Below are 20,168 nucleotides of genomic sequence, written 5' to 3'. Positions count from 1 at the left end.
ATTCTGCCAGTCGACGGCGCACCTCCCGTCAGGGCATGGGCATCGTGGCAGCCAGCCCCAGCGCGACGTAGGCGCCCACCAGCAACGGCGGGCCGAACGCCACGGCCATGCGCCAGCCGACCCGGCCCAGGGCGATGAGCAGCAGCGAGCCCACCGCGCCGAGGACGAACCCGGCCAGCACCCCCGCCACCAGCACGCTCCAGCCCACCCAGCCCAGGAGGAGGGCGAGCAGACCGAGCAGCTTGACGTCGCCGCCGCCGAGACCGCCGGGGTGGACGACCCGCGCGAGGGTGCCCAGGCCGGTGACCACCGCAGCGGCGACGACCCCCCGGGCCAGCGCGGGCCAGGTGCCCAGCACGGCGGCGTCCACGAGCAGGGCGAGGGCACAGGCCGCGGCCGCCGGGAAGGTGACCCGGTCGGGCAGCCGGTGCCGGGCCAGGTCGACCCCGGCCAGCACCACCGCGGCCGCCCCGAACCAGGCGAACGCGACGGTGGCCGGCCGCAGACCGGCCAGGGCAGGTGCGGCGGCGAGCGCCACCGCGGCGCCGACCGCCGTGACCACCACCCGCCCGGACGACGGACGCGCCGCCCGGTCACGCTCGGCCAGCCGCACCGTGACGGTCGCCAGCCACGGGCCGAGCAGCAGCCCCAGGACGGCGGCGGCCCCGGTGAGCACTCCGGTCACCGGGGTGTGGTCAGGCGTCCAGCGCGGCGCGCATGGCCTCGATCGGCGCCGGTCGGCCGGTCATCAGCTCGACCTGGGCGGTGGCCTGCCAGAACAGCACCTCCAAGCCGCTGATGGTCCGCCCGCCGGCCGCCTGCACGCGCTGGGCCAGCGGGGTGGGCCAGCCGGCGTAGAGCACGTCGAGCACCGTCTGTCCGCGCCGCCAGGCGAGGTCGGCGACGGCGGCCTGACCGTCGGCGGGGACCGTGCTGACCACCACCGGCGCGGTGACCGTCCCGGTGCGGTCCAGCCGCTGGACGTCGGCGCTCACCCCGAGGGCGGCCAGCACCCGGAGCAGGTCAGCGGCGCGGGCGGGCTCCCGGACCACGACGTCCACCTGCTGGGCACCGAGGGAGGCGAGCGCGGTGGCCGCGGCGGCCGCCGTCCCCCCGGCCCCGAGGACGGCCGCGTGCTCCACCTGCTCGACACCGCCCAGCTGGAGGGCCATCCCGACACCGGCGACGTCGGTGTTCTCCGCGCGCCAGCCGGCGTCGGTCCGCAGCAGCGTGTTCGCCGCACCCAGCAGCCGCGGCAGTGGGTCGACCTCGTCGGCCACCGCCACCGCCGCCTGCTTGCACGGCATGGTCACCGAGAAGCCACGCCACTCCGGGCCGAGCCCGGCCAGCAGCACCGGCAGGTCCTCGGCCCCGACGTCCAGGGCGTCGTAGCTCCAGTCGTCCAGGCCGAGTGCGGCGTAGGCGGCCCGGTGCAGCCGGGGCGACAGGGAGTGCCCGACCGGCCGGCCGAGGACGGCTGCCCTCATGCCGGCCGGACCGGGTCGCGACGGTGCGTCAATTGCCCGGGTTGTCCCGCAGCCACTGCTGGAACACCAGCACGTTCCGCTGGTGCTCCTCCGCCGTCTCCGCGAACGCCGACTCCCCGGTCTCCGGGTTGGTCAGCACGAAGAACCGCCAGGGGCCCTCGGTGGGGTTCAGCACCGCGCGCAGCGCCGTCTCACCGGGGTTGCCGATGGGGCCGGGTGGGAGGCCCGCGTTCGCGTAGGTGTTGTACGGCGAGGGGTTGGCCCGGTCCTCCGGGGTGGTGAGCAGCCCGGTCTCACCGCTGGCGTAGTTGACGGTGCTGTCCATCTGCAACCGCATGCCGTCCATCAACCGGTTCTCGATCACCCGGGCCACCTTGCCCATGTCCTCCGCGGTGCCGGCCTCGGCCTGGACGATGCTGGCCTCGGTGAGCGTCGCGAGCCGCTGCTCGACCGGGATCTGCAGGTCCGTGAGCACCTGGTCCGTGCGCGCCACCATCCGGCTGAGCACGTCCACGGCCGTCTGGCCGGGCTCGATGTCGTAGGTGGCCGGGAAGAGGAAGCCCTCCAGGGTGCCGTTGGCGTAGGCCGGCAGCCCCAGCTGCGCCGGGTCGGCGGCGGCGGCCTCCAGGTCGGCGAGCGGCAGCCCACCCTCGTCGGCCAGCCGCTGCAGCACCTGGGTGACCCGCAGGCCCTCGGGCAGGGTGACCCGGGTGACCTGCCGGGAGACCGGGTCCAGCAGCAGGTCCAGTGCGGCCTGGCCGGACATCTGCTCGCGCAGGCGGTAGACGCCGGGCTGGATGCCGGTCGCGGCCGGGTTGGCCTCCGCGGCCTCGGTGAACGGCGGCACCGAGGCGATGACCCCGGCCTCCACCAGCGTGGCGCCGATGGCCCGCAGGGAGTCACCCGACTCGACGCGGACGTCGACCTCGCCGGTGCCGGCGCCGGCGTAGTCCTCGGCCACCGGGTTCACCCGCTCCCAGAGGGCCTTGCCACCGAGGAAGATCCCCGCCATCAGTGCGGCGAGGACCACCAGGGAGAGCCCGACCACCACCGGACCGCGGCGTCGGCGCCCGCCCCGGCCTGCGCCGGTGGCTCCGCCGGCGCCGGCACCGTCGTGGCCGTCGGCGTGGTCGTCGTAGAAGTCGTCGTGGTGCTCGTCGTGGTCACCGCCGCCGATGACGTCGAGGCCGCCGGTCTCGGGGGACGCGTCGGCTGCCGGGGCGACGGTGCCGTCGTCGTGGGGGTCGAGATGGGCGGGATCGAGGTCGCCCTCGTCGCCGCCGTGCCGCTCGGAGGCCATCCGCCAACGCTCCTCGTCCGGGTCGAGCTCGTCGGCGGGCAGTGCGGCGTGCACCACCGTCGCCGGCTCCTCGACAGGCGTGTCCCGAGATGCGGTGCGCACCTCGGCGCCGACCGGTCCGGAGACGAGCCCGGCCAGTGCACCGGACGGCCCGTTCGCCGGGACCGACGACGATCCGGCCGACCCGCGGACGGGACGGCTGGATGCCGACAGCCAACCAGGGTCGGTCCCGGCGTCGGCGAACCGGTCCGCGCGGACGTGGTCGGCGGTGGTGGGCTCGGTGGGGGGCCGCGGCGTCGGGACTCGCCGGCCGACCGCCGGGCCGGCCCCGGGCGTGGTGCCCCCGAGGCTCGGGACGGCCGGCGGGGCGGCCGGCATCTCGGCGGTCTGCGGAACGGTCACCTCCCGGGCAGCTGCACCCGGGACGGCCCCACCCTGGCTGCGGCCGAGCCCCGGGGCCGCCGGGCTCGTGCTCCGCCGGCCGAGGTCGAAGGCGCTCACGTCGAGGCCGGCGGCGGCCAGGCCGACGTCGGCGATGCCGGAGGCGGCCAGGCCGGTGATCTCCACGTCCGCCACGTCGACACCACCGACGCCCGAACGGGCCCGGGCGTCGGTGTCGGCCACGTACCGGCGGCGGCGGCGCGGGCGCAGGGTCGCGTCGTCGTCGGGGAGCTGCAGGGTCGCAGCGCCCGCCCACGCGGCGAGCAGCTCGGCTGCCGGGCGTCCGGCGCCGGTGCCGGCCTGGGCGTGGCGACCGCGGGCATGCGGCTGGGTCGGCTCCGTCACGAGTGGCGCCCCCTGAGGTCGGGGCCAGTGTGTCGTCGCTCGTCGAGATGGCTCTGCAGGATGACCACGGCGGCCGCTTGGTCGATCACCGAGCGCTGGCGGCGGGCATCGATGCCACCGGCGCGCAGATGACTCGCTGCGGTCACCGTGGAGAGCCTCTCGTCGACGAGGTGCACCGGGACGTTCCCGATGCGACTGGCCAGGGCTTCAGCGTATGCACTGGCATCTCTTGCCGAGGCGCCCGACGCTCCGGACAGATGCTTTGGCAATCCCACAACCACCTCGACCACCTCGTGTGTCACAACCAGCTCAGCGAGATGGTCCAGGTCGCGTTGGTCCTTCGCACGCCGGACCGTCTCGAGCGGGCTGGCGAGCATGCCCGTGGCGTCGGACAGGGCCAGCCCGACCCGGACCGTCCCGACGTCCACACCCAGCCGCCGGCCGGGGACCCAGGCCCGCGGGGCGCCCTCCGGCGGGGTGGCCTCGGGCGCCGGCGGGCGGCCGGACCGCCTGGTCCGCCCGTCCACCGGCCCGCGACCGGGTCCGTCGGACGCTGCGCTCACGTCGTGGCCGCTCCGATCGTCTGCTCGCCGGCCGCAAGGGCCGCGGGGATGCCGGCGGGATCGGTCCCACCACCCTGCGCCACGTCGGCCTTGCCACCACCGCGACCACCCACGGCCGGCGCCGCCGCCCGCAGCAGGTCGTTCGCCGACAGGCCCTGCCGCTGGGCCGCCGGGTTCACGGTGGCCACCAGGGCCACCTTGCCGTCCGCGGCCGAGGCCAGCAACACGGCCGCCGGCCGCTCACCGAGCCGGCCGCGCACGTCCAGGGCGAGGCTGCGCAGGTCGCCACCGGACAGCCCGGCCGGTGCACCGGTCACGACGGCGACGCCGCCGACCTCGCGGGCGCCGGCCGCCAGGTCACCGGCGGCGGCCAGGGTCTGCCGGGAGCGCAGGTCGGCCAGCTCCTTGTCGGCCTCCCGCAGCCGTTCCAGCATGCTGCTCACCCGGTCGGCGACGCCGTCCTGCGGGGTCTTGAGCAGGTCGGCGAGCTGGCGGACGAGATCGCGTTCGCGGGCCAGGTACCGGAAGCCCTCCAGGCCCACGGCGGCCTCCACCCGGCGTGAGCCGGAGCCGACCGAGCTCTCGCCGGTCAGCGCCAGGGTGCCGATCTGGGCGCTGCCGTGCACATGGGTGCCACCGCAGAGCTCCCGCGACCACTCACCGCCGATCTCCACGACGCGGACCTGCTCGCCGTAGGTCTCCCCGAACAGCGCGAGCGCGCCGAACTCCCGCGCCTCCGGCAGCGTCATGTAGAGCGCGCGGACGCCGTGGTCGGCACGGACGGCGGCGTTGGCGACGTCCTCGACGTCGATCCGCTGCTGCGCGGACAGCGCGCCCTGCCAGGCGAAGTCCAGCCGCAGGTAGCCGGGCCGGTTGTAGGACCCGGACTGCAGTGCCTGCGGACCGAGCACCTGGCGCAGCGCCGCGTGCAGCACGTGCGTGCCCGAGTGCGCCTGGCAGGCCGACAGCCGCCACTCGCGGTCGACCCGGGCGGTGAGCTCGGTGCCGGCCCGCAGCTCACCCTCCAGCACCCGCACCTGGTGGGCGACCAGGCCCTTGACCGGGCGCTGGACGTCGATGACCTCGGCGCGGCCGCCGTCCCAGGTCAGCTCGCCGGCGTCGGCGACCTGGCCCCCGGACTCGGCGTAGAACGGCGTGCGGTCCAGCACGACCCGGGTCACCGAGCCCGGACCGACGACCGGTTCGCCGCCGGTGTCCTCTTCCTCGACCACGCCGAGGACCCGGGAGTCGGTGTGCAGCGTGTCGTAGGCCCGCCAGTCGGTGGGTCCGTGCTCGGCCAGCAGCCGCCGGTAGGCCAGCACGTCGACCGCGCCGGTGCGCTTGGCGCGCGCGTCGGCCCGGGCACGGTCCCGCTGTTCCTTCATCAGGGCCCGGAAGCCCTCCTCGTCCACGCTGACGCCCTGCTCGGCGGCCATCTCCAGGGTCACGTCGATCGGGAAGCCGTAGGTGTCGTGCAGCGAGAAGGCCTGCTCACCCGACAGGGCCGGGGTGCCGGCCTGCTTCGCCTGGCCGACGGCGGTGTCGAACAGCGCCGTCCCGGCGGTGAGGGTGCGCCGGAACGCCTCCTCCTCGGCGTAGGCGATCCCGGAGATGCGGGCGAAGTCGGTGGCCAGCTCGGGGTAGCTGGGGCTCATCGCATCCCGGGAGACGGGCAGCAGCTCCGGCAGCGACGCGTCCTCGACCCCGAGCAGCTTCATCGAGCGGACCGCGCGGCGCAGCAGCCGGCGCAGGATGTAGCCGCGCCCCTCGTTGCCCGGGGTCACGCCGTCGCCGATGAGCATCAGGCCGCTGCGCACGTGGTCGGCGACCACCCGCAGCCGGACGTCGGCCTCGTGGTCGGCGCCGTAGCGCACCCCGGCGAGCGCCGCGGCCCGGTGCAGCACGGGTGCGACCTGGTCGATCTCGTACATGTTGTCGACGCCCTGGAGCAGGAAGGCCACCCGCTCCAGGCCCATGCCGGTGTCGATGTTCTTCTTCGGCAGCTCGCCGAGGATCGGGAACTCCTTGCCCTCCCCCGGGCCCCGCTCGTACTGCATGAAGACGAGGTTCCAGATCTCCAGGAACCGGTCGCCGGTGGGGTCGACCGCCGGCCCGCCGTCCGGGCCGTACGCCGGCCCGCGGTCGTAGTGGATCTCCGAGCAGGGCCCGGCGGGGCCGGCCGCGCCGGTGGACCAGTAGTTGTCGTCCTTGCCGCGGCGCTGGATCCGTTCGGCCGGGACGTAGGCCCGCCAGGCGTCGAACGCCTCGTCGTCGTCGAGGTAGACCGTCGGCCAGATCCGCTCCGGGTCCAGCCCCAGACCACCGTCGGCGACCGCGCCGGTCACCAGCTCCCAGGCGAAGGCGATCGCCTCGGCCTTGAAGTAGTCACCGAAGGAGAAGTTGCCGTTCATCTGGAAGAACGTGCCGTGCCGGGTGGTCTTGCCCACCTCCTCGATGTCGAGGGTGCGCACGCACTTCTGCACGCTGGTCGCGCGCGGGTACGGCGCCGGCTCCCGACCGGTCAGGTACGGGATGAACGGCACCATCCCGGCGACGGTGAACAGCAGTGAGGGGTCCGGCGACACCAGCGAGGCGCTGGGGACGACGGTGTGCCCACGCTTCTCGAAGTGCTCCAGGAAGCGGCGGCGGATCTCGGCGGTCTGCATGCGGGTGGTCTCGGTCCTTCAGCGCGGGGTGGGCGCGCGCGGCGCCCGGAGGGGATGGCTCAGCTGTCCGCGGCGTGGGCGCCGCGGCGGGGCAGCGCGTCGGACAGGGAGGCCTGGCCGCTGTCGGGCAGCGGGGCGTCGAGGCCCGTGCCCGCGCGCAGCTCGTCCTCCCGGAGCGCGGCCGCGGCGCGGACGTCGGCACCGAAGTCGCCGATCGCGTCGGCCAGCTCGCGCAGCCCGTCGGCGAGGTTCCCGGCCAGGCTCTGCGGGGTCAGCTTCTCCGCCGTCTCGGTCAGCTTGCGCACGACGAGCACACCGATGGTGATGCCCATGGCCAGCCAGAACAGCCGGCGCATCAGGCGGCCCGCCGGGCTGCGCGCCGGTTGCGACGGTCCTCACGGGCGGTGCGCTGGGCGTCGGCGACGGCCTGGCCCTCCCGCTTCTTGCGGGCGGCACTGCGGACCCCGTAGCTGAACGCGGCGACCTTGATCAGCGGGCTGCCGAGGGTGGCGGCGAAGACGCTGGTCAGGGCGGCGACGTTGCTGGAGACGTTCGCGGCGTTGCCGGTGATGTCGTCGACCCGCTCGAGGTTGGCGTTGACGTGGGTGACCGTCGTCGACGCCTGGCTCAGGATCGGCTGGCTCTGCTCCCGGACCTGGCGGATGGTCAGCGTCGTCTCGTCCAGCGTCCGCCCGAGCTTGAGCAGCGGCACCGCCACCAGGATCACGAGCAGCACCAACGCGCCGGCGGCGATGAGCCCGGCGATCTCTCCTGCGGACACTCGGGGGTCCCCTTCGTCGTCTCGTGCACGTTCCCGGTGAGTGGCCACCGGTCGCGCAACACTAGCCGCCGGGGCCCCGGCCCGACCGCGAGCGCCGGGGAGCGTCAGCCGCGACGACGGACGATCGCCCGCAGCTTGGCCAGCCGTGCACCGATCTGCGCCTCCACCCCGCGCCCGGTCGGCCGGTAGTAGTCGCGCCCGACCAGCGCATCGGGCGGGTACTGCTGCGGGACCACGCCGTCGGGGTGGGCGTGCGGGTAGACGTAGGTCGCGCCGTGCCCGAGCTTCTTCGCGCCCGCGTAGTGGGCGTCGCGCAGCCCGGCCGGCACCGGCCCGGCCAGCCCGGCGCGCACGTCGGCCACCGACTCGCCCATGGCCGTGGTGAGCGCGTTGGACTTCGGCGCGGTGGCCAGGTGGACGACGGCGTGCGCCAGCGGGAAGTGCCCCTCCGGCATGCCGATGAACGCGACCGCGTCGGCGGCCGCCACCGCGGTGAGCAGCGCGGTCGGGTCGGCCATGCCGATGTCCTCGCTGGCCGAGATCACCAGCCGGCGGGCGATGAAGCGCGGGTCCTCCCCCGCCTCCACCATCCGCGCCAGGTAGTGCAGCGCCGCGTCGACGTCGCTGCCCCGGATGCTCTTGATCAGCGCGCTGGCGATGTCGTAGTGCTGGTCGCCGGAGCGGTCGTAGCGCACCGCCGCCTGGGCGACCGCCGTCTCCAGGGTGGCCAGGTCCAGCACGTCGGAGCCGGCCGCCCGGGCCGCCCCGGCCCCGCTCTCCAGCGCGGTCAGCGCCTTGCGGGCATCGCCACCGGCCACCCGCAGCAGGTGCTCTTCGGCCTCGGCCGTGAGCGTCACCGCGCCGTCCAGGCCGCGGTCGCTGGTCAGCGCCCGGCGCAGCACCGTGCGCACGTCCTCGTCGTCCAGTGACTGCAGCGCCAGCACCAGGCTGCGGGACAGCAGCGGGCTGACCACGGAGAAGAACGGGTTCTCGGTGGTCGCGGCGATCAGGCTGACGATCCGGTCCTCGACCGCGGACAGCAGCGAGTCCTGCTGGGTCTTGGAGAAGCGGTGCACCTCGTCGATGAAGAGCACGGTGCGCCGGCCGGCGTGGGTCAGCTCGCGCTTGGCGTCCGCGATGACCGCGCGGACCTCCTTGACGCCGGAGTCCAGCGCGGACAACTGCACGAAGGAACGCTGCGTGGCCAGCGAGATGACGTGCGCCAGCGTCGTCTTCCCGGTGCCGGGCGGGCCGTAGAGCACCAGCGACATCGGCTCGTCGGCCTCGACCAGCCGGCGCAGCGGGGCCCGCGGGCCGAGCAGGTGCTGCTGGCCGACCACCTCGTCCAGCGACCGCGGCCGCATCCGGACCGCCAGCGGAGCTCCCGGGTCGACCGGTGGCGGCCCCTCGGCCGGGTCGGGGTCGAACAGGGAGGTCACGGTTGCGACGCTACCCGCGGGGCACGACGGTCCCATGCAGAAGCGACACATCGGGAACCGGACCGTCAGCGCAGTGGGGCTGGGGGCGATGCCCCTGTCCACCAAGGACCCCCGCCCTTCGCCGGACGAGGCCGCGGCCGTGGTGCACGCCGCGCTGGACGCCGGCGTCACGCTGATCGACACCGCGGACGCCTACTCGCACACCGACGCGGACTTCGGCCACAACGAGGAGCTGGTCGCCCGCGCGCTGGCCTCCTACGGCTCCGTGGGCGACGTGCTGGTGGCGACCAAGGGCGGCCACACCCGCCGGGGCGCCGAGTGGGAGCTGGACGGGTCGCCCGCCTACCTGCGCCGGGCGTGCGAGGCCTCGCTGCGCCGGCTGGGCGTCGAGGCGATCGGGCTGTACCAGTTCCACCGGCCCGACCCGGCGACGCCGTGGGAGGAGTCGATGGGGGCGCTCCGCGAACTGGTGGACGACGGGATGGTGCAGCTGGCCGGGATCTCCAACGCCGACGTCGGTCAGATCGACGCGGCCCGGGAGATCGTGGGCGACGCGCTGGTCAGCGTGCAGAACCAGTTCTCCCCCGGCTGGCGCTCCTCGGCCGACGAGCTGGCGCACTGTGCCGAGCACGGGCTGGCCTTCCTGCCGTGGAGCCCGTTCGGCGGGGTGTCGGCGGCCAAGTCGCTGGGCTCGACGGCCGCGGAGTTCGCCGCCGTCGCCGACGAGCTGGGCGCCTCGGTGTACCAGGTGACGGTGGCCTGGCACCTGGCCCAGGCCGACGTCGTCCTGCCCATCCCCGGGGCCTCGAGGACGGAGTCGATCACCGACTCCGCCGCAGGGTCCGAGCTGCACCTCGCCCCCGAACACCTCGCCCGCCTCAACGCCGCCTGACCCTCGACCTCAGCCTGAGCCTGAGGTCGGCCCGCCCATCCCGCGCGAGTGGGCAGTTGTGGTCGTCGACACGGCAGGACAGGCCGTCCCTGACGACCACAACTGCTCACTCGAAGCGGAACCGGCGTCGTCCACAGGGGCCGGCGGTCTCCACAGATCGGGCGGGGTGGTGGTGCGTCCGACTGTCTCCGCATCAGCGTCGGCGGGGTGTCCACCGTTGAGCTCCCGCCGACGTACACCCGCCAGGACGCCCGGTCCGCCGGCCTGACCAGGGCTCAGCTCCGGGACGACGGCGTCCGGGTCAGCCGCGGGGCGTACGTCTCCCAGGCACAGCCGTTGACCGTGCACGCGATGTGCCGGTCACTCGTCGCCGTCCTGCCCGACGCGGCGGCGTTCAGCCACGCCACCGCTGCCGGGCTCCTCGGCGCACCCGTCCGCGAGACCCGCCCGCTGCACGTCGTGGTGCCGCCGGGCAGCCCGCGCCCCCGGCGCCGCGGGCTGCAGGTGCACGTCCGGGACCTGGCTGCCGACGACCGGGTCGCGCATCGCGGACTGTTGCTGACCAGCGGCGCCCAGACCTGGCTCGACCTCGCCGCCGACACGGCCCCGGACGAGCTCGTGGCCATCGGGGACGCCCTCTTCCGGGCCGGGCACCTCAGCGCCGCCGGACTGGAAGCGCGTCTCGCCCGGGCAGAACGGGTGCGCGGGGTCGTGCTCGCCCGCCGATGTGCTCCGCTGCTGACACCGCTGGCCGCCTCCCGCCCGGAGAGCCTGATCCGGTACTGGCTGCTGGACAGCGACCTGCCGGCGCCCGAGGTGCAGGTGCCGGTGTTCGACCGCCGGGGTGTCGCGATGGTGCACGGCGACCTCGGTTACAGCCGCTGGAAGATCGCGGTCGAGTACGAGGGGCGCCAGCACGCGGAGTGGCGACAGTTCGGCCGGGACGTGGACCGCTACTCGTTCATGGCCAGCCGTGGCTGGCTGGTGCTGCGGTTCGGCGCCGTCCACCTGGCGCGCCGGACGGCGGTGGTCGACCGGGTCGCCGACGCCCTGCTCAGCCGGGGTGCTCTGCTGCCCAGCTCGTGAGTGAGCAGTTGTGGTCGCCGACACGGCGGGACACGCCGCAACGGGCGACCACAACTGCTCACTCGGCCGGGGCCCGGAGGGGCGTCAGGCCTTCTTCGAGGGGTCGGTCGGGCCGGGGGCGCCGGGCTCGCCCGGCGCGGGCTCGGCGTCGGGGTCGACGTCGATCCCGGCTTCCTTGCGCTGGGCTGCGGTGATCGGGGTCGGTGCCGCGGTCAGCGGGTCGAAGCCGGCTCCGGTCTTCGGGAAGGCGATGACCTCCCGGATCGAGTCGACGCCGGCCAGCAGCGCCACCGTGCGGTCCCAGCCGATGGCCGCACCGGCGTGCGGAGGCGGGCCGTAGTCGAACGCCTCCAGGAACCAGCCGAACTGCGCCCGGGCCTCCTCCTGGGTCATGCCCAGGGTCTGGAACACCCGCTCCTGCAGTGCGGCGTCGGCGATCCGGACCGAACCGCTCATCAGCTCGTTGCCGTTGCAGACCAGGTCGTAGGCGTCCGACAGCGCTGCGCCCTTGTCCTCGGTGAAACGCTCCCGCCACTCCGGGGTCGGCGAGGTGAACGGGTGGTGCATGAAGGTCCAGTCGCCGTCCTCGGTCTCCTCGAACATCGGGAAGTCGACGACGAACAGGAACGACCAGGACCCGGGGGCGATGAGCTCCAGCCGCTTGGCGATCTCGTTGCGCGCGGCCCCGAGCAGCTCCTGGGCGCCACGGCGGGGGCCGGCGGCGAAGAAGACGCAGTCACCCGGCTTCGCACCGACGGCCTCGACCAGGCCGGCCCGCTCGGACTCGGAGATGTTCTTCGACACCGGGCCACCGAGCGTGCCGTCCTCGGCGATCGTCACGTACGCCAGGCCCTTGTGGCCGCGCGAGCGGGCCCAGTCCTGCCAGGCGTCGAAGGCCCGGCGCGGCTGCGAGCCGCCGCCGGGCATCACGATCGCGCCGACGTAGGGGGCCTGGAACACCCGGAACGGGGTCCCGGCGAAGTAGCCGGTCAGCTCGGTCAGCTCGATGCCGAAGCGCAGGTCGGGCTTGTCGGAGCCGAAGCGGTCCATCGCCTCGCGGTAGGTCATCCGCGGGATCTCCGGCACGGCGTAGGACGCCAGCTCCTGCCACAGCGCCCGGATGACGTCCTCGGCGATCGCGAGCACGTCGTCGCGGTCGACGAAGCTCATCTCGAAGTCCAGCTGGGTGAACTCGGGCTGCCGGTCGGCGCGGAAGTCCTCGTCCCGGAAGCACCGGGCGATCTGGTAGTACCGCTCCAGGCCGCCGATCATCAGCAGCTGCTTGAACAGCTGCGGCGACTGCGGCAGGGCATACCAGTGCCCCGGCTGCAGCCGCACCGGGACGACGAAGTCCCGGGCGCCCTCGGGGGTGGATCGGGTCAGCGACGGCGTCTCCACCTCGACGAACCCGTGGCCGGCCATCACCCCCCGGGCGATCCGGTTGACCTCGCTGCGCAGCCGCAGCACCGACGCCGGCCCCTGGCGGCGCAGGTCCAGGTAGCGGTGGGCGTACCGGACGTCGTCGCCGGCGGCCTGCGCCGTCTCGATCGGGAACGGCAGCGGCGCGGACGCCGAGAGGACCTGCAGCGTGCTGGCGACGACCTCGATCTCGCCCGTCGGCAGGTCGGGGTTCTCGTTGCCGGCCGGACGCCGCTGGACGTCGCCGGTCACGAGCACGCAGTACTCGTTGCGCAGCGCATGCGCCTCCTCCTCGCGGACGACCACCTGGGCGTAGCCCGAGGCGTCGCGCAGGTCGAGGAAGACGACCCCGCCGTGGTCGCGCCGGCGGGCGACCCAGCCGGCGAGGGTGACCGTGGAACCGGCGTCGGTCGCGCGGAGCGTGCCGGCGTCGTGGGTGCGGAGCAAGGTAGTGCCTCTCTCAGGAGTCTCAGGAGGTGCGGGAAGGAGTGGGGGTCACCAGCGGTCGTGCACGTGGGCGCGGATGCGCTCGTCGTACACCCGCTCGAGGTCGGCGAGCTGGCCGGCGCTGAGCGACGGCAGGGAGGCGGCGGCGACGTTGCCCAGTGCCTGCTGCACGTTGCGCGCGCCCGGGATGACGGCGGTGACGCCCGGCTGGTCGATGACCCAGCGCAACGCGAAGGCCGCGGTGGTGACGTCGGGGCCGGCGATCTCGGCGACCTCGCGCGCGGCGGCGACACCGACCTCGAAGGGCACCCCGGCGAAGGTCTCACCGACGTCGAAGGCCTCACCGTTGCGGTTGAAGTTCCGGTGGTCGTCGGCGGCGAAGGTGGTGTCGGTGGAGTACTTCCCCGACAGCAGCCCGCTGGCCAGCGGCACGCGGGCCAGGATGCCGACCTCGGCGCGCTGGGCGGCGGGCAGCAGCTGCTCCAGCGGCTTGCGGCGGAAGACGTTGAGGATGACCTGGATGGACTGGACGCCCGGGTGCTGCAGGGCGGTCAGGCCCTCGGCGACGGTCTCGACCGAGACGCCGTAGGCCGCGATCGCCTGCTCCTCGACCAGCGCGTCGAGGGTCTCGTAGACCCGCTCGTCGGAGTAGACCGCCGGCGGCGGGCAGTGCAGCTGGACCAGGTCGAGGGTGTCGACGCCGAGGTTGCGGCGGCTCCGGTCGATCCAGGCGCGCAGGTTCTCCGCGGTGTAGGTCTCCGCGGCGAACGGGTCGGCGCGGCGGCCGGCCTTGGTGGCCACGAAGGGACGCTCGCCCCGGGCGGCCAGCGCCTTGCGGATGCGCTCCTCGGAGCGGCCGTCGCCGTAGACGTCGGCGGTGTCCAGCAGCGTGACGCCGGCGTCGAGCGCGGCGTCGAGGACGGCGGCGGCGTCGTCCTCGGAGACGTTGCCCCAGTCACCGCCCAGCTGCCAGGTGCCCAGGCCGACGACGGAGACGTCGGCGCCGGTGCGGCCCAGGGGCCGGGTCTCGAGGGGCGTGTTGGCGGATTCGGCGATCCCATCGGTCACAGTCACGCACTCACCGTCGCACGCACCCGGTCGAACAGCTCGGCCAGGGGGACGGCGACCTGCTCGTGCGACCGCAGGTCGCGCAGCTGGGCCACCCCCTCGGCCAGGTCGCGGTCACCGAGCACCACCGCGTGCGAGGCACCGGACCGGTCGGCGGCCTTCATCGCGCCCTTGAGCCCACGGTCGCCGTAGACGGTGTCGGCGGAGACCCCGGCCTCCCGCAGCTGACCGACCAGCTTGACGGCGAGCCGCTTGGCCTCCGCGCCCAGCGGGACGACGAACGCCTGGACCCCGGAGGACGTCACGACGTCCAGCCCCTCGGCCTGCACCGCCAGCAGCGTGCGGTCGACGCCGACGGCGTAGCCGATGCCGGAGAGGTCGGGCCCGCCGAGGGCTGCGGACAGCCCGTCGTAGCGGCCGCCGCCGCCGATCGCCGACTGCGAGCCGAGCCCGGAGTGCACGAACTCGAACGTCGTCTTCGTGTAGTAGTCCAGCCCGCGCACCAGCCGGGGCGCCTCGGTCCAGCGGACCCCGAGGTCGGTCAGGTGCTCGCGGACGGCGTCGTAGTGGGCCTTGGTGGAGTCGGAGAGGTGGTCGACCATCAGCGGGGCGTCGTCCAGCTGGGCCTGCACCTCGGGCCGCTTGTCGTCGAGCACCCGCAGCGGGTTGATCTCCGCCCGGCGGCGGGTGTCGGGGTCCAGGTCCAGCTTCGCCAGGAAGTCGACCAGCAGCTCGCGGTACTGCGGGCGGCAGGTGGCGTCACCCAGCGAGGTGAGCAGCAGCTCGAAGTCGCGCAGGCCCAGGTCGCGGAACCCCTGCGCGGCCAGCGCCACCACCTCGGCGTCCAGCGCCGGGTCGTCGACCCCGATCGCCTCCACGCTGACCTGGGTGAAGTGCCGGTAGCGACCCGCCTGCGGGCGCTCGTAGCGGAACGCCGACCCGGCGGTCCACAGCTTCACCGGCAGCGCGCCGGCGTAGAGCCGGTGCTCCACGAAGGCGCGCATCACCCCGGCGGTGAACTCCGGGCGCAGGGTGATCGACCGGCCACCGCGGTCGGTGAACGTGTACATCTCCTTGGCGACGACGTCGGTGGACTCCCCCACCCCGCGGGAGAAGACGGCGGTGTCCTCGAACGTCGGCGTCTCGATGTAGCCGTAGCCCGCCCGGCGCAGCGGCGCGGTGAGGGTGTCGCGGACGGCGAGGAACTGCGCCGAGTCGGGGGGCAGCGTGTCGAACGTGCCCTTCGGAGCCCGCATGGGCTCGGTCACAGTCTCATCACTCGCTGCGCTCCTGGGTTCGTTCCGCTCCTCGCTCGCTGGCGCTCGCTGCGATGCTCGCTCACAGTCCTCGTCCCTTCGGCGCACTCGCGGCCTCCGCGAGGTACGGGTTGGTGGCGCGTTCGCGCCCGATCGTGGTGGCCGGCCCGTGCCCGGGGAGGACGACGGTCTCGTCGTCCAGCGGCAGGACGACGTCGCGCAGCGAGCCGAGCATGTCCTCCCAGGAGCCGCCGGGGAGGTCGACCCGGCCGACCGAGCCGGCGAAGAGCACGTCACCGGCGAGCAGACCGGGCGCCTCCCCCAGGTCCAGGGAGAAGACCACCGAGCCCCGGGTGTGCCCCGGCGCGTGCCGCACGGTCAGGTCGACGCCGGCCAGCGAGATCGTCGTCCCGTCGGCCAACGGCAGGACGTCGGCCGGGTCCGGGAGCTGCACGCCGGTGATCAGCGGGGCGAGCTGCGGACCGTGCCAGCGCGCCGGGTCCGACAGCATGCCGCTGTCCTCGGGGTGCAGGTAGGCGGGGATGTCGTAGCCGGAGCAGACCGGCAGCACGGAGAAGGTGTGGTCCAGGTGGCCGTGGGTCAGCACGACGGCGACCGGCTTGAGCCCGTCGTCGGCGAGCATCCGGGCCAGCGGCTCCACCGCGTCCATCCCCGGGTCGACGACGACGCACTCCTGCCCAGGCCCGGGAGCGACGGCGTAGCAGTTGGTGCCGAACGCGCCGGCGGGGAAGGAGCGGATGAGCACCCGTGCAGGTTACGCGGGCGAGATCCGCCCAACTGGCGCTGCCAGGGTCCGGACAGGCAGCCCACCTACACTCCGCACTCGACACACACCGCGGTGTGGGCACGCGGCCCGGGGCCGCGACCACCGGCGGCAGAGCGCAGAGCCCGAGGAGCCCGAGAAGAGTGCCGACCAACAAGCAGCGTCGTCAGGCCGCGCAGCGACGGCTGCAGCGGCAGCTCGAGCGCCGCGAGGAGCTCGCCCAGAAGCGCCGACGCAACACGCTGATCGGGGTGGCCGTCCTGGCCCTCCTCGCCGTGGCCGGGGCGGTCTTCATCGTCATCGGCCTCGGCGACGACGAGCCCGCGGACACCACGGCCACCCCCGAGGCCACCACCGCGGCCCCGGTCGTCGACGGCAGCGACGGGACGTGCGAGTTCGTCCCGGACACCTCCGGCAGCGAGACCCTCACCGACGTCGGCATCCCACCGGCAGAGGTGCCGACGACCGGCACCACGAACCTGACGCTGGCCACCTCCGCCGGTGACATCGGGCTGACCCTGGACCAGGCGAACGCCCCCTGCGCCTCGGCGAGCATGGTCTACCTGGCGGAGCAGGAGTTCTTCGCGGACACGCCCTGCCACCGGCTGACCAGCGGCGGCCTGAGCGTGCTGCAGTGCGGTGACCCCAGCGGCACCGGCACCGGCGGCCCCACCTACGACTTCCCCACCCAGGTGACCGGCTCGGAGACCTACCCGCGCGGCACCCTGGCGATGGCCAACGCCGGGCAGGGCACCGACGCCAGCCAGTTCTTCCTGGTCTACGCCGACAGCCAGCTGCAGCCGGACTACACCGTCGTCGGCACCATCGACGAGGCCGGGCTCGCGACGCTGGACGCCATCGCGGCCGCCGGCATCGAGGGCGGCGCCACCGACGGTCCGCCGGCCCAGCCGGTGACGATCGAGTCGACCACCGTCGCCGCACCCTGACCGTTCGCGGGGCGGCGCCGCCACCCGCACACTGAGGCGCGATGGACGCCGACCGGTACGCAGGCTTCCCGCCGGGCTTCTTCGACCGCAGCGACGACGGGCCGGACGCCGGGTTCTACGACCGGCCCCGGCTCGTCACGCACATCGACGAGGGTGCGATCGCCGCCGTCGGTGAGCTGTACGCCGAGCTGGCCATCGACGGCGCCGCACCCCGACCGACGCGGGTGCTGGACCTGATGTCCTCGTGGGTGTCGCACTTCCGCACGCCCCCCGCCGAGCTCGTGGTGCTCGGCATGAACGACGAGGAGCTGGCCGCCAACCCGGCGGCCACCCAGCGGCTGGTGCACGACCTGAACGCCGACCCGCGCATCCCCTTGCCCGACGGGGACGTCGACGCGGCCGTCTGCTGCGTGTCGATCGACTACCTCACCCGGCCCGTCGAGGTGCTCACCGACGTCGGCCGGGTGCTGCGCCCCGGCGGCCGCCTGGCGGTCACGTTCTCCAACCGCTGCTTCCCCACCAAGGCCGTCCGCGGCTGGCTGGCCACCGACGATCGGCAGCACGGGGCCGTGGTCGCGGAGCTGGTGCGGCGCAGCGGCTGGTTCACCGAGCCGACGGTCACGCTGCGCACCCCGCCGGGCACCGGCGACCCGCTGTACGCCGTCGTCGCCACCCGGCTCCCCTGAGGACGACTCCGGCCCCGCTGCAGGGCCCGCGCCGAACGCGGGGAGCTGCGGGGTCCTCCCTCAGGCGGTGACGCGCTCCACGTCGAAGACGCCGTCGACGTTGCGGACGGTCTGCAGCACCGCGCCCAGGTGCGCCGGGTCGGCCAGCTCGAAGGTGAACCGGCTGATCGCCACCCGGTCGCGGCTGGTCTGCACCGAGGCGGACAAGATGTTGACCCGTTCGTCGGCCAGCGCCCGGGTGACGTCGGAGAGCAGCCGGTGCCGGTCCAGCGCCTCCACCTGGATCGCGACGAGGAACACGGCGCCGGGCTGGGAGGCCCAGTCGACCTCGACCAGCCGCTCCGGCTTGGCCTGCAGGTCCGCGGCGTTGGTGCAGTCGGTGCGGTGGACGCTCACGCCGCCACCGCGGGTCACGAAGCCGAGGATCTCGTCGCCGGGCACCGGCGTGCAGCACTTGGCCAGCTTGGCCCACACGTCGGTCATGCCGTGCACGACGACGCCCGGGTCACCGCTGGCGGTGCGGGCGACGGTGCGCTTCGTCGGGATCGCCGTCTCGGCGATGTCCTCGGCCGCGCCCTCCGACCCGCCCAGGGCGGTGATCAGCTTCTCGACCAGCGAGTGCGCCGAGACCTGGTTCTCCCCCACCGCCGCGTACAGCGCGCTGACGTCGGGGTAGTGCAGGTCGGCCGCGAGGGTGGCCAGCGACTCCCCGCCGAGCAGGCGCTGCAGCGGCAGGCCGGCCTTGCGCATCGCCTTGGTCAGTGCGTCCTTGCCCGCCTCGACGGCGTCCTCGCGACGCTCCTTGGTGAACCACTGGCGGATCTTGGTGCGGGCCCGGGAGCTGCCGACGAAGGTCAGCCAGTCCTTCGAGGGGGCGGCGCTCGGCGACCGGGAGGTGAAGACCTCCACGACGTCGCCGTTGGACAGTCGGCTGTCCAGGGACACCAGGTTGCCGTTGACCCGGGCACCGATGCACCGGTGCCCGACCTCGGTGTGCACCGCGTAGGCGAAGTCGACCGGGGTCGACTCCCCCGGCAGGCTGATCACGTCGCCCTTGGGCGTGAAGACGAAGACCTCCTGCGGACCGAGGTCGTAGCGCAGCGTCTCCAGGAACTCGCCGGGCTCCTGCGCCTCGCGCTGCCAGTCCAGCAGCTGGCGCAGCCACAGCATGTCGTCGCCCGGGGCGCCCGGGGCCGGGGTGAGGTCGGCCTTGCCGCCGGCCGCCCGGGCCTTCTCCTTGTACTTCCAGTGCGCCGCGATCCCGTACTCGGCGGTGCGGTGCATGTCGTGCGTGCGGATCTGCAGCTCCACCGGCTTGCCCTGCGGGCCGATCACCGTGGTGTGCAGCGACTGGTACATGTTGAACTTCGGCATCGCCACGAAGTCCTTGAACCGGCCGGGTACCGGCTGCCAGTGCGCGTGCATGATGCCGAGTGCGGCGTACACGTCGCGGACGGAGTCGACCAGGATCCGGATGCCGACCAGGTCCCAGATGTCGGTGAAGTCCCGGCCGCGGACGATCATCTTCTGGTAGATCGAGTAGTAGTGCTTCGGTCGGCCGGTGACGGCGGCCTCGATCTTGGCCGCCTTGAGCTGCTCGGTCACCGCCGAGGTGACCTCGGCCAGGTAGGTGTCCCGGGACGGCGCCCGCTCGGCCACCAGCCGCACGATCTCGTCGTACCGCTTGGGGTAGAGGGTGGCGAAGGCCAGGTCCTCGAGCTCCCACTTGATCGTGTTCATGCCCAGCCGGTGGGCCAGCGGGGCGAGGATCTCCAGCGTCTCGCGCGCCTTCTTCTCCTGCTTCTCCGGCGGGAGGAAGCGCAGCGTGCGCATGTTGTGCAGCCGGTCGGCCAGCTTGATCACCAGCACCCGCGGGTCACGGGACATCGCGACGATCATCTTGCGGATCGTCTCCGCCTGCGCACCGTCACCGAACTTGACCTTGTCGATCTTGGTGACGCCGTCGACGAGATGGGCGACCTGCGGTCCGAAGTCGGCGGTGATCGACTCCAGCGTGGTTCCGGTGTCCTCGACCGTGTCGTGCAGCAGGGCGGCGACCAGCGTCGTGGTGTCCATGCCGAGGCCGGCGAGCACGGTGGCGACGGCGAGCGGATGCGTGATGTAGGGATCACCGCTCTTGCGCTTCTGCTCGGCGTGCGCCTCCTCGGCGACGTCGTAGGCGCGCTGCAGCAGGGCGAGGTCGGCCTTCGGGTGGCTCTGCCGGTGCAGCACAGAGAGCGGCTCCAGCACCGGACGGATGCCGGTGGAGCGCTGCCCGGCGACGATCCGCCGGGCCAGCCGGTCGCGGACCCGGCGGCGGGGCGCGGTCTCGGCTTCCCCGCCCGGCTCGGGGGCCACGTCGTCGGGGCGACGGACGGCGGGCCGCTCGGGCAGCGGCACGCGGGGCGGCGCCTCCTCGACGGCGGGCGCGCCGGACGTCTGCGGTGCGACGACGTCAGAGGCCACGGGTGCTCCTGCACTGTTGAGGAGGTAGACCCTGCCCATGCTAGCCGCGCCCCACCGGGTCGCGCCCCCTGCGCTCACCCGGGATGGGGTGAGGT

17 protein-coding genes are annotated in these 20,168 nt (G+C 74.0%); 4 read left to right on the top strand and 13 right to left on the bottom strand.

Annotation, left to right across the window (positions count from 1 at the left end):
- Nucleotides 1-28 precede the first annotated feature (28 nt).
- The 8 genes from O2V61_RS08535 to O2V61_RS08500 form a co-directional block, all read right to left on the bottom strand.
- Nucleotides 29-685, bottom strand: coding sequence for a prepilin peptidase (locus O2V61_RS08535; RefSeq protein ID WP_269182861.1), 657 nt, complete (start codon nucleotides 683-685; stop codon nucleotides 29-31).
- A 10-nt stretch (nucleotides 686-695) separates the two neighbouring features.
- On the bottom strand, nucleotides 696-1,487 hold the full coding sequence (locus O2V61_RS08530; protein ID WP_269182860.1) for a shikimate dehydrogenase: 792 nt from the start codon (nucleotides 1,485-1,487) through the stop codon (nucleotides 696-698).
- Between the two features lie 28 nt (nucleotides 1,488-1,515).
- Entirely contained in the window at nucleotides 1,516-3,573 is a 2,058-nt protein-coding gene (mltG, locus tag O2V61_RS08525) for an endolytic transglycosylase MltG (protein ID WP_269182859.1), read from the bottom strand.
- Entirely contained in the window at nucleotides 3,570-4,136 is a 567-nt protein-coding gene (ruvX, locus tag O2V61_RS08520; RefSeq protein WP_269182858.1) for a Holliday junction resolvase RuvX, read from the bottom strand. The genes mltG and ruvX overlap by 4 nt, the downstream gene beginning before the upstream one ends.
- On the bottom strand, nucleotides 4,133-6,802 hold the full coding sequence (gene alaS / locus O2V61_RS08515) for an alanine--tRNA ligase (RefSeq protein ID WP_269182857.1): 2,670 nt from the start codon (nucleotides 6,800-6,802) through the stop codon (nucleotides 4,133-4,135). Before alaS ends, ruvX begins: the two co-directional genes overlap by 4 nt.
- 59 nt (nucleotides 6,803-6,861) lie before the next feature.
- Nucleotides 6,862-7,158 carry a hypothetical protein gene (locus O2V61_RS08510; RefSeq protein ID WP_269182856.1) on the bottom strand — a complete coding sequence of 99 codons (297 nt, stop codon included), beginning with the start codon at nucleotides 7,156-7,158 and terminating at the stop codon, nucleotides 6,862-6,864.
- Complete coding sequence (locus tag O2V61_RS08505) at nucleotides 7,158-7,583, bottom strand: DUF948 domain-containing protein (protein ID WP_036334197.1); 426 nt, start codon at nucleotides 7,581-7,583, stop codon at nucleotides 7,158-7,160. The genes O2V61_RS08510 and O2V61_RS08505 overlap by 1 nt, the downstream gene beginning before the upstream one ends.
- A gap of 104 nt (nucleotides 7,584-7,687) precedes the next feature.
- Complete coding sequence (locus O2V61_RS08500; protein ID WP_269182855.1) at nucleotides 7,688-9,022, bottom strand: replication-associated recombination protein A; 1,335 nt, start codon at nucleotides 9,020-9,022, stop codon at nucleotides 7,688-7,690.
- A 34-nt stretch (nucleotides 9,023-9,056) separates the two neighbouring features.
- On the opposite strand from O2V61_RS08500, the gene O2V61_RS08495 reads away from it, so the two are divergent.
- On the top strand, nucleotides 9,057-9,914 hold the full coding sequence (locus O2V61_RS08495; protein ID WP_269182854.1) for an aldo/keto reductase: 858 nt from the start codon (nucleotides 9,057-9,059) through the stop codon (nucleotides 9,912-9,914).
- A 207-nt stretch (nucleotides 9,915-10,121) separates the two neighbouring features.
- Nucleotides 10,122-11,000 (top strand): DUF559 domain-containing protein, encoded by an 879-nt coding sequence (locus O2V61_RS08490; RefSeq protein WP_269182853.1) that lies wholly within the window; start codon nucleotides 10,122-10,124, stop codon nucleotides 10,998-11,000.
- A gap of 84 nt (nucleotides 11,001-11,084) precedes the next feature.
- Here O2V61_RS08490 and aspS read toward each other — a convergent pair whose 3' ends face one another.
- The 4 genes from aspS to O2V61_RS08470 all read right to left on the bottom strand — a co-directional run bounded on the left by aspS (nucleotide 11,085) and on the right by O2V61_RS08470 (nucleotide 15,956).
- Nucleotides 11,085-12,866 carry an aspartate--tRNA ligase gene (gene aspS / locus O2V61_RS08485; protein WP_269182852.1) on the bottom strand — a complete coding sequence of 594 codons (1,782 nt, stop codon included), beginning with the start codon at nucleotides 12,864-12,866 and terminating at the stop codon, nucleotides 11,085-11,087.
- Nucleotides 12,867-12,914: 48 nt separating this feature from the next.
- Nucleotides 12,915-13,940, bottom strand: coding sequence for an aldo/keto reductase (locus O2V61_RS08480; protein ID WP_269182851.1), 1,026 nt, complete (start codon nucleotides 13,938-13,940; stop codon nucleotides 12,915-12,917).
- Nucleotides 13,937-15,202 carry a histidine--tRNA ligase gene (gene hisS, locus O2V61_RS08475; RefSeq protein ID WP_269182850.1) on the bottom strand — a complete coding sequence of 422 codons (1,266 nt, stop codon included), beginning with the start codon at nucleotides 15,200-15,202 and terminating at the stop codon, nucleotides 13,937-13,939. Before hisS ends, O2V61_RS08480 begins: the two co-directional genes overlap by 4 nt.
- 70 nt (nucleotides 15,203-15,272) lie before the next feature.
- Nucleotides 15,273-15,956 carry an MBL fold metallo-hydrolase gene (locus O2V61_RS08470; protein WP_269182849.1) on the bottom strand — a complete coding sequence of 228 codons (684 nt, stop codon included), beginning with the start codon at nucleotides 15,954-15,956 and terminating at the stop codon, nucleotides 15,273-15,275.
- 161 nt (nucleotides 15,957-16,117) lie between these two features.
- On the opposite strand from O2V61_RS08470, the gene O2V61_RS08465 reads away from it, so the two are divergent.
- Both O2V61_RS08465 and O2V61_RS08460 read left to right on the top strand, forming a co-directional pair.
- Nucleotides 16,118-16,921: a peptidylprolyl isomerase gene (locus tag O2V61_RS08465; protein WP_269182848.1), complete on the top strand. Its 804-nt coding sequence runs from the start codon at nucleotides 16,118-16,120 to the stop codon at nucleotides 16,919-16,921.
- A gap of 41 nt (nucleotides 16,922-16,962) precedes the next feature.
- On the top strand, nucleotides 16,963-17,607 hold the full coding sequence (locus O2V61_RS08460; RefSeq protein ID WP_269182847.1) for a class I SAM-dependent methyltransferase: 645 nt from the start codon (nucleotides 16,963-16,965) through the stop codon (nucleotides 17,605-17,607).
- A gap of 60 nt (nucleotides 17,608-17,667) precedes the next feature.
- Here O2V61_RS08460 and O2V61_RS08455 read toward each other — a convergent pair whose 3' ends face one another.
- Complete coding sequence (locus tag O2V61_RS08455) at nucleotides 17,668-20,073, bottom strand: RelA/SpoT family protein (RefSeq protein WP_269182846.1); 2,406 nt, start codon at nucleotides 20,071-20,073, stop codon at nucleotides 17,668-17,670.
- Between the last annotated feature and the right edge of the window lie 95 nt (nucleotides 20,074-20,168).

The organism is Modestobacter sp. VKM Ac-2985, from assembly GCF_026967925.1.
In the GTDB taxonomy this organism is placed as follows: domain Bacteria; phylum Actinomycetota; class Actinomycetes; order Mycobacteriales; family Geodermatophilaceae; genus Modestobacter.
The sequence above is the reverse complement of the archived record's forward strand: the minus strand, read 5'-3'. Positions and strand labels throughout refer to the sequence as shown.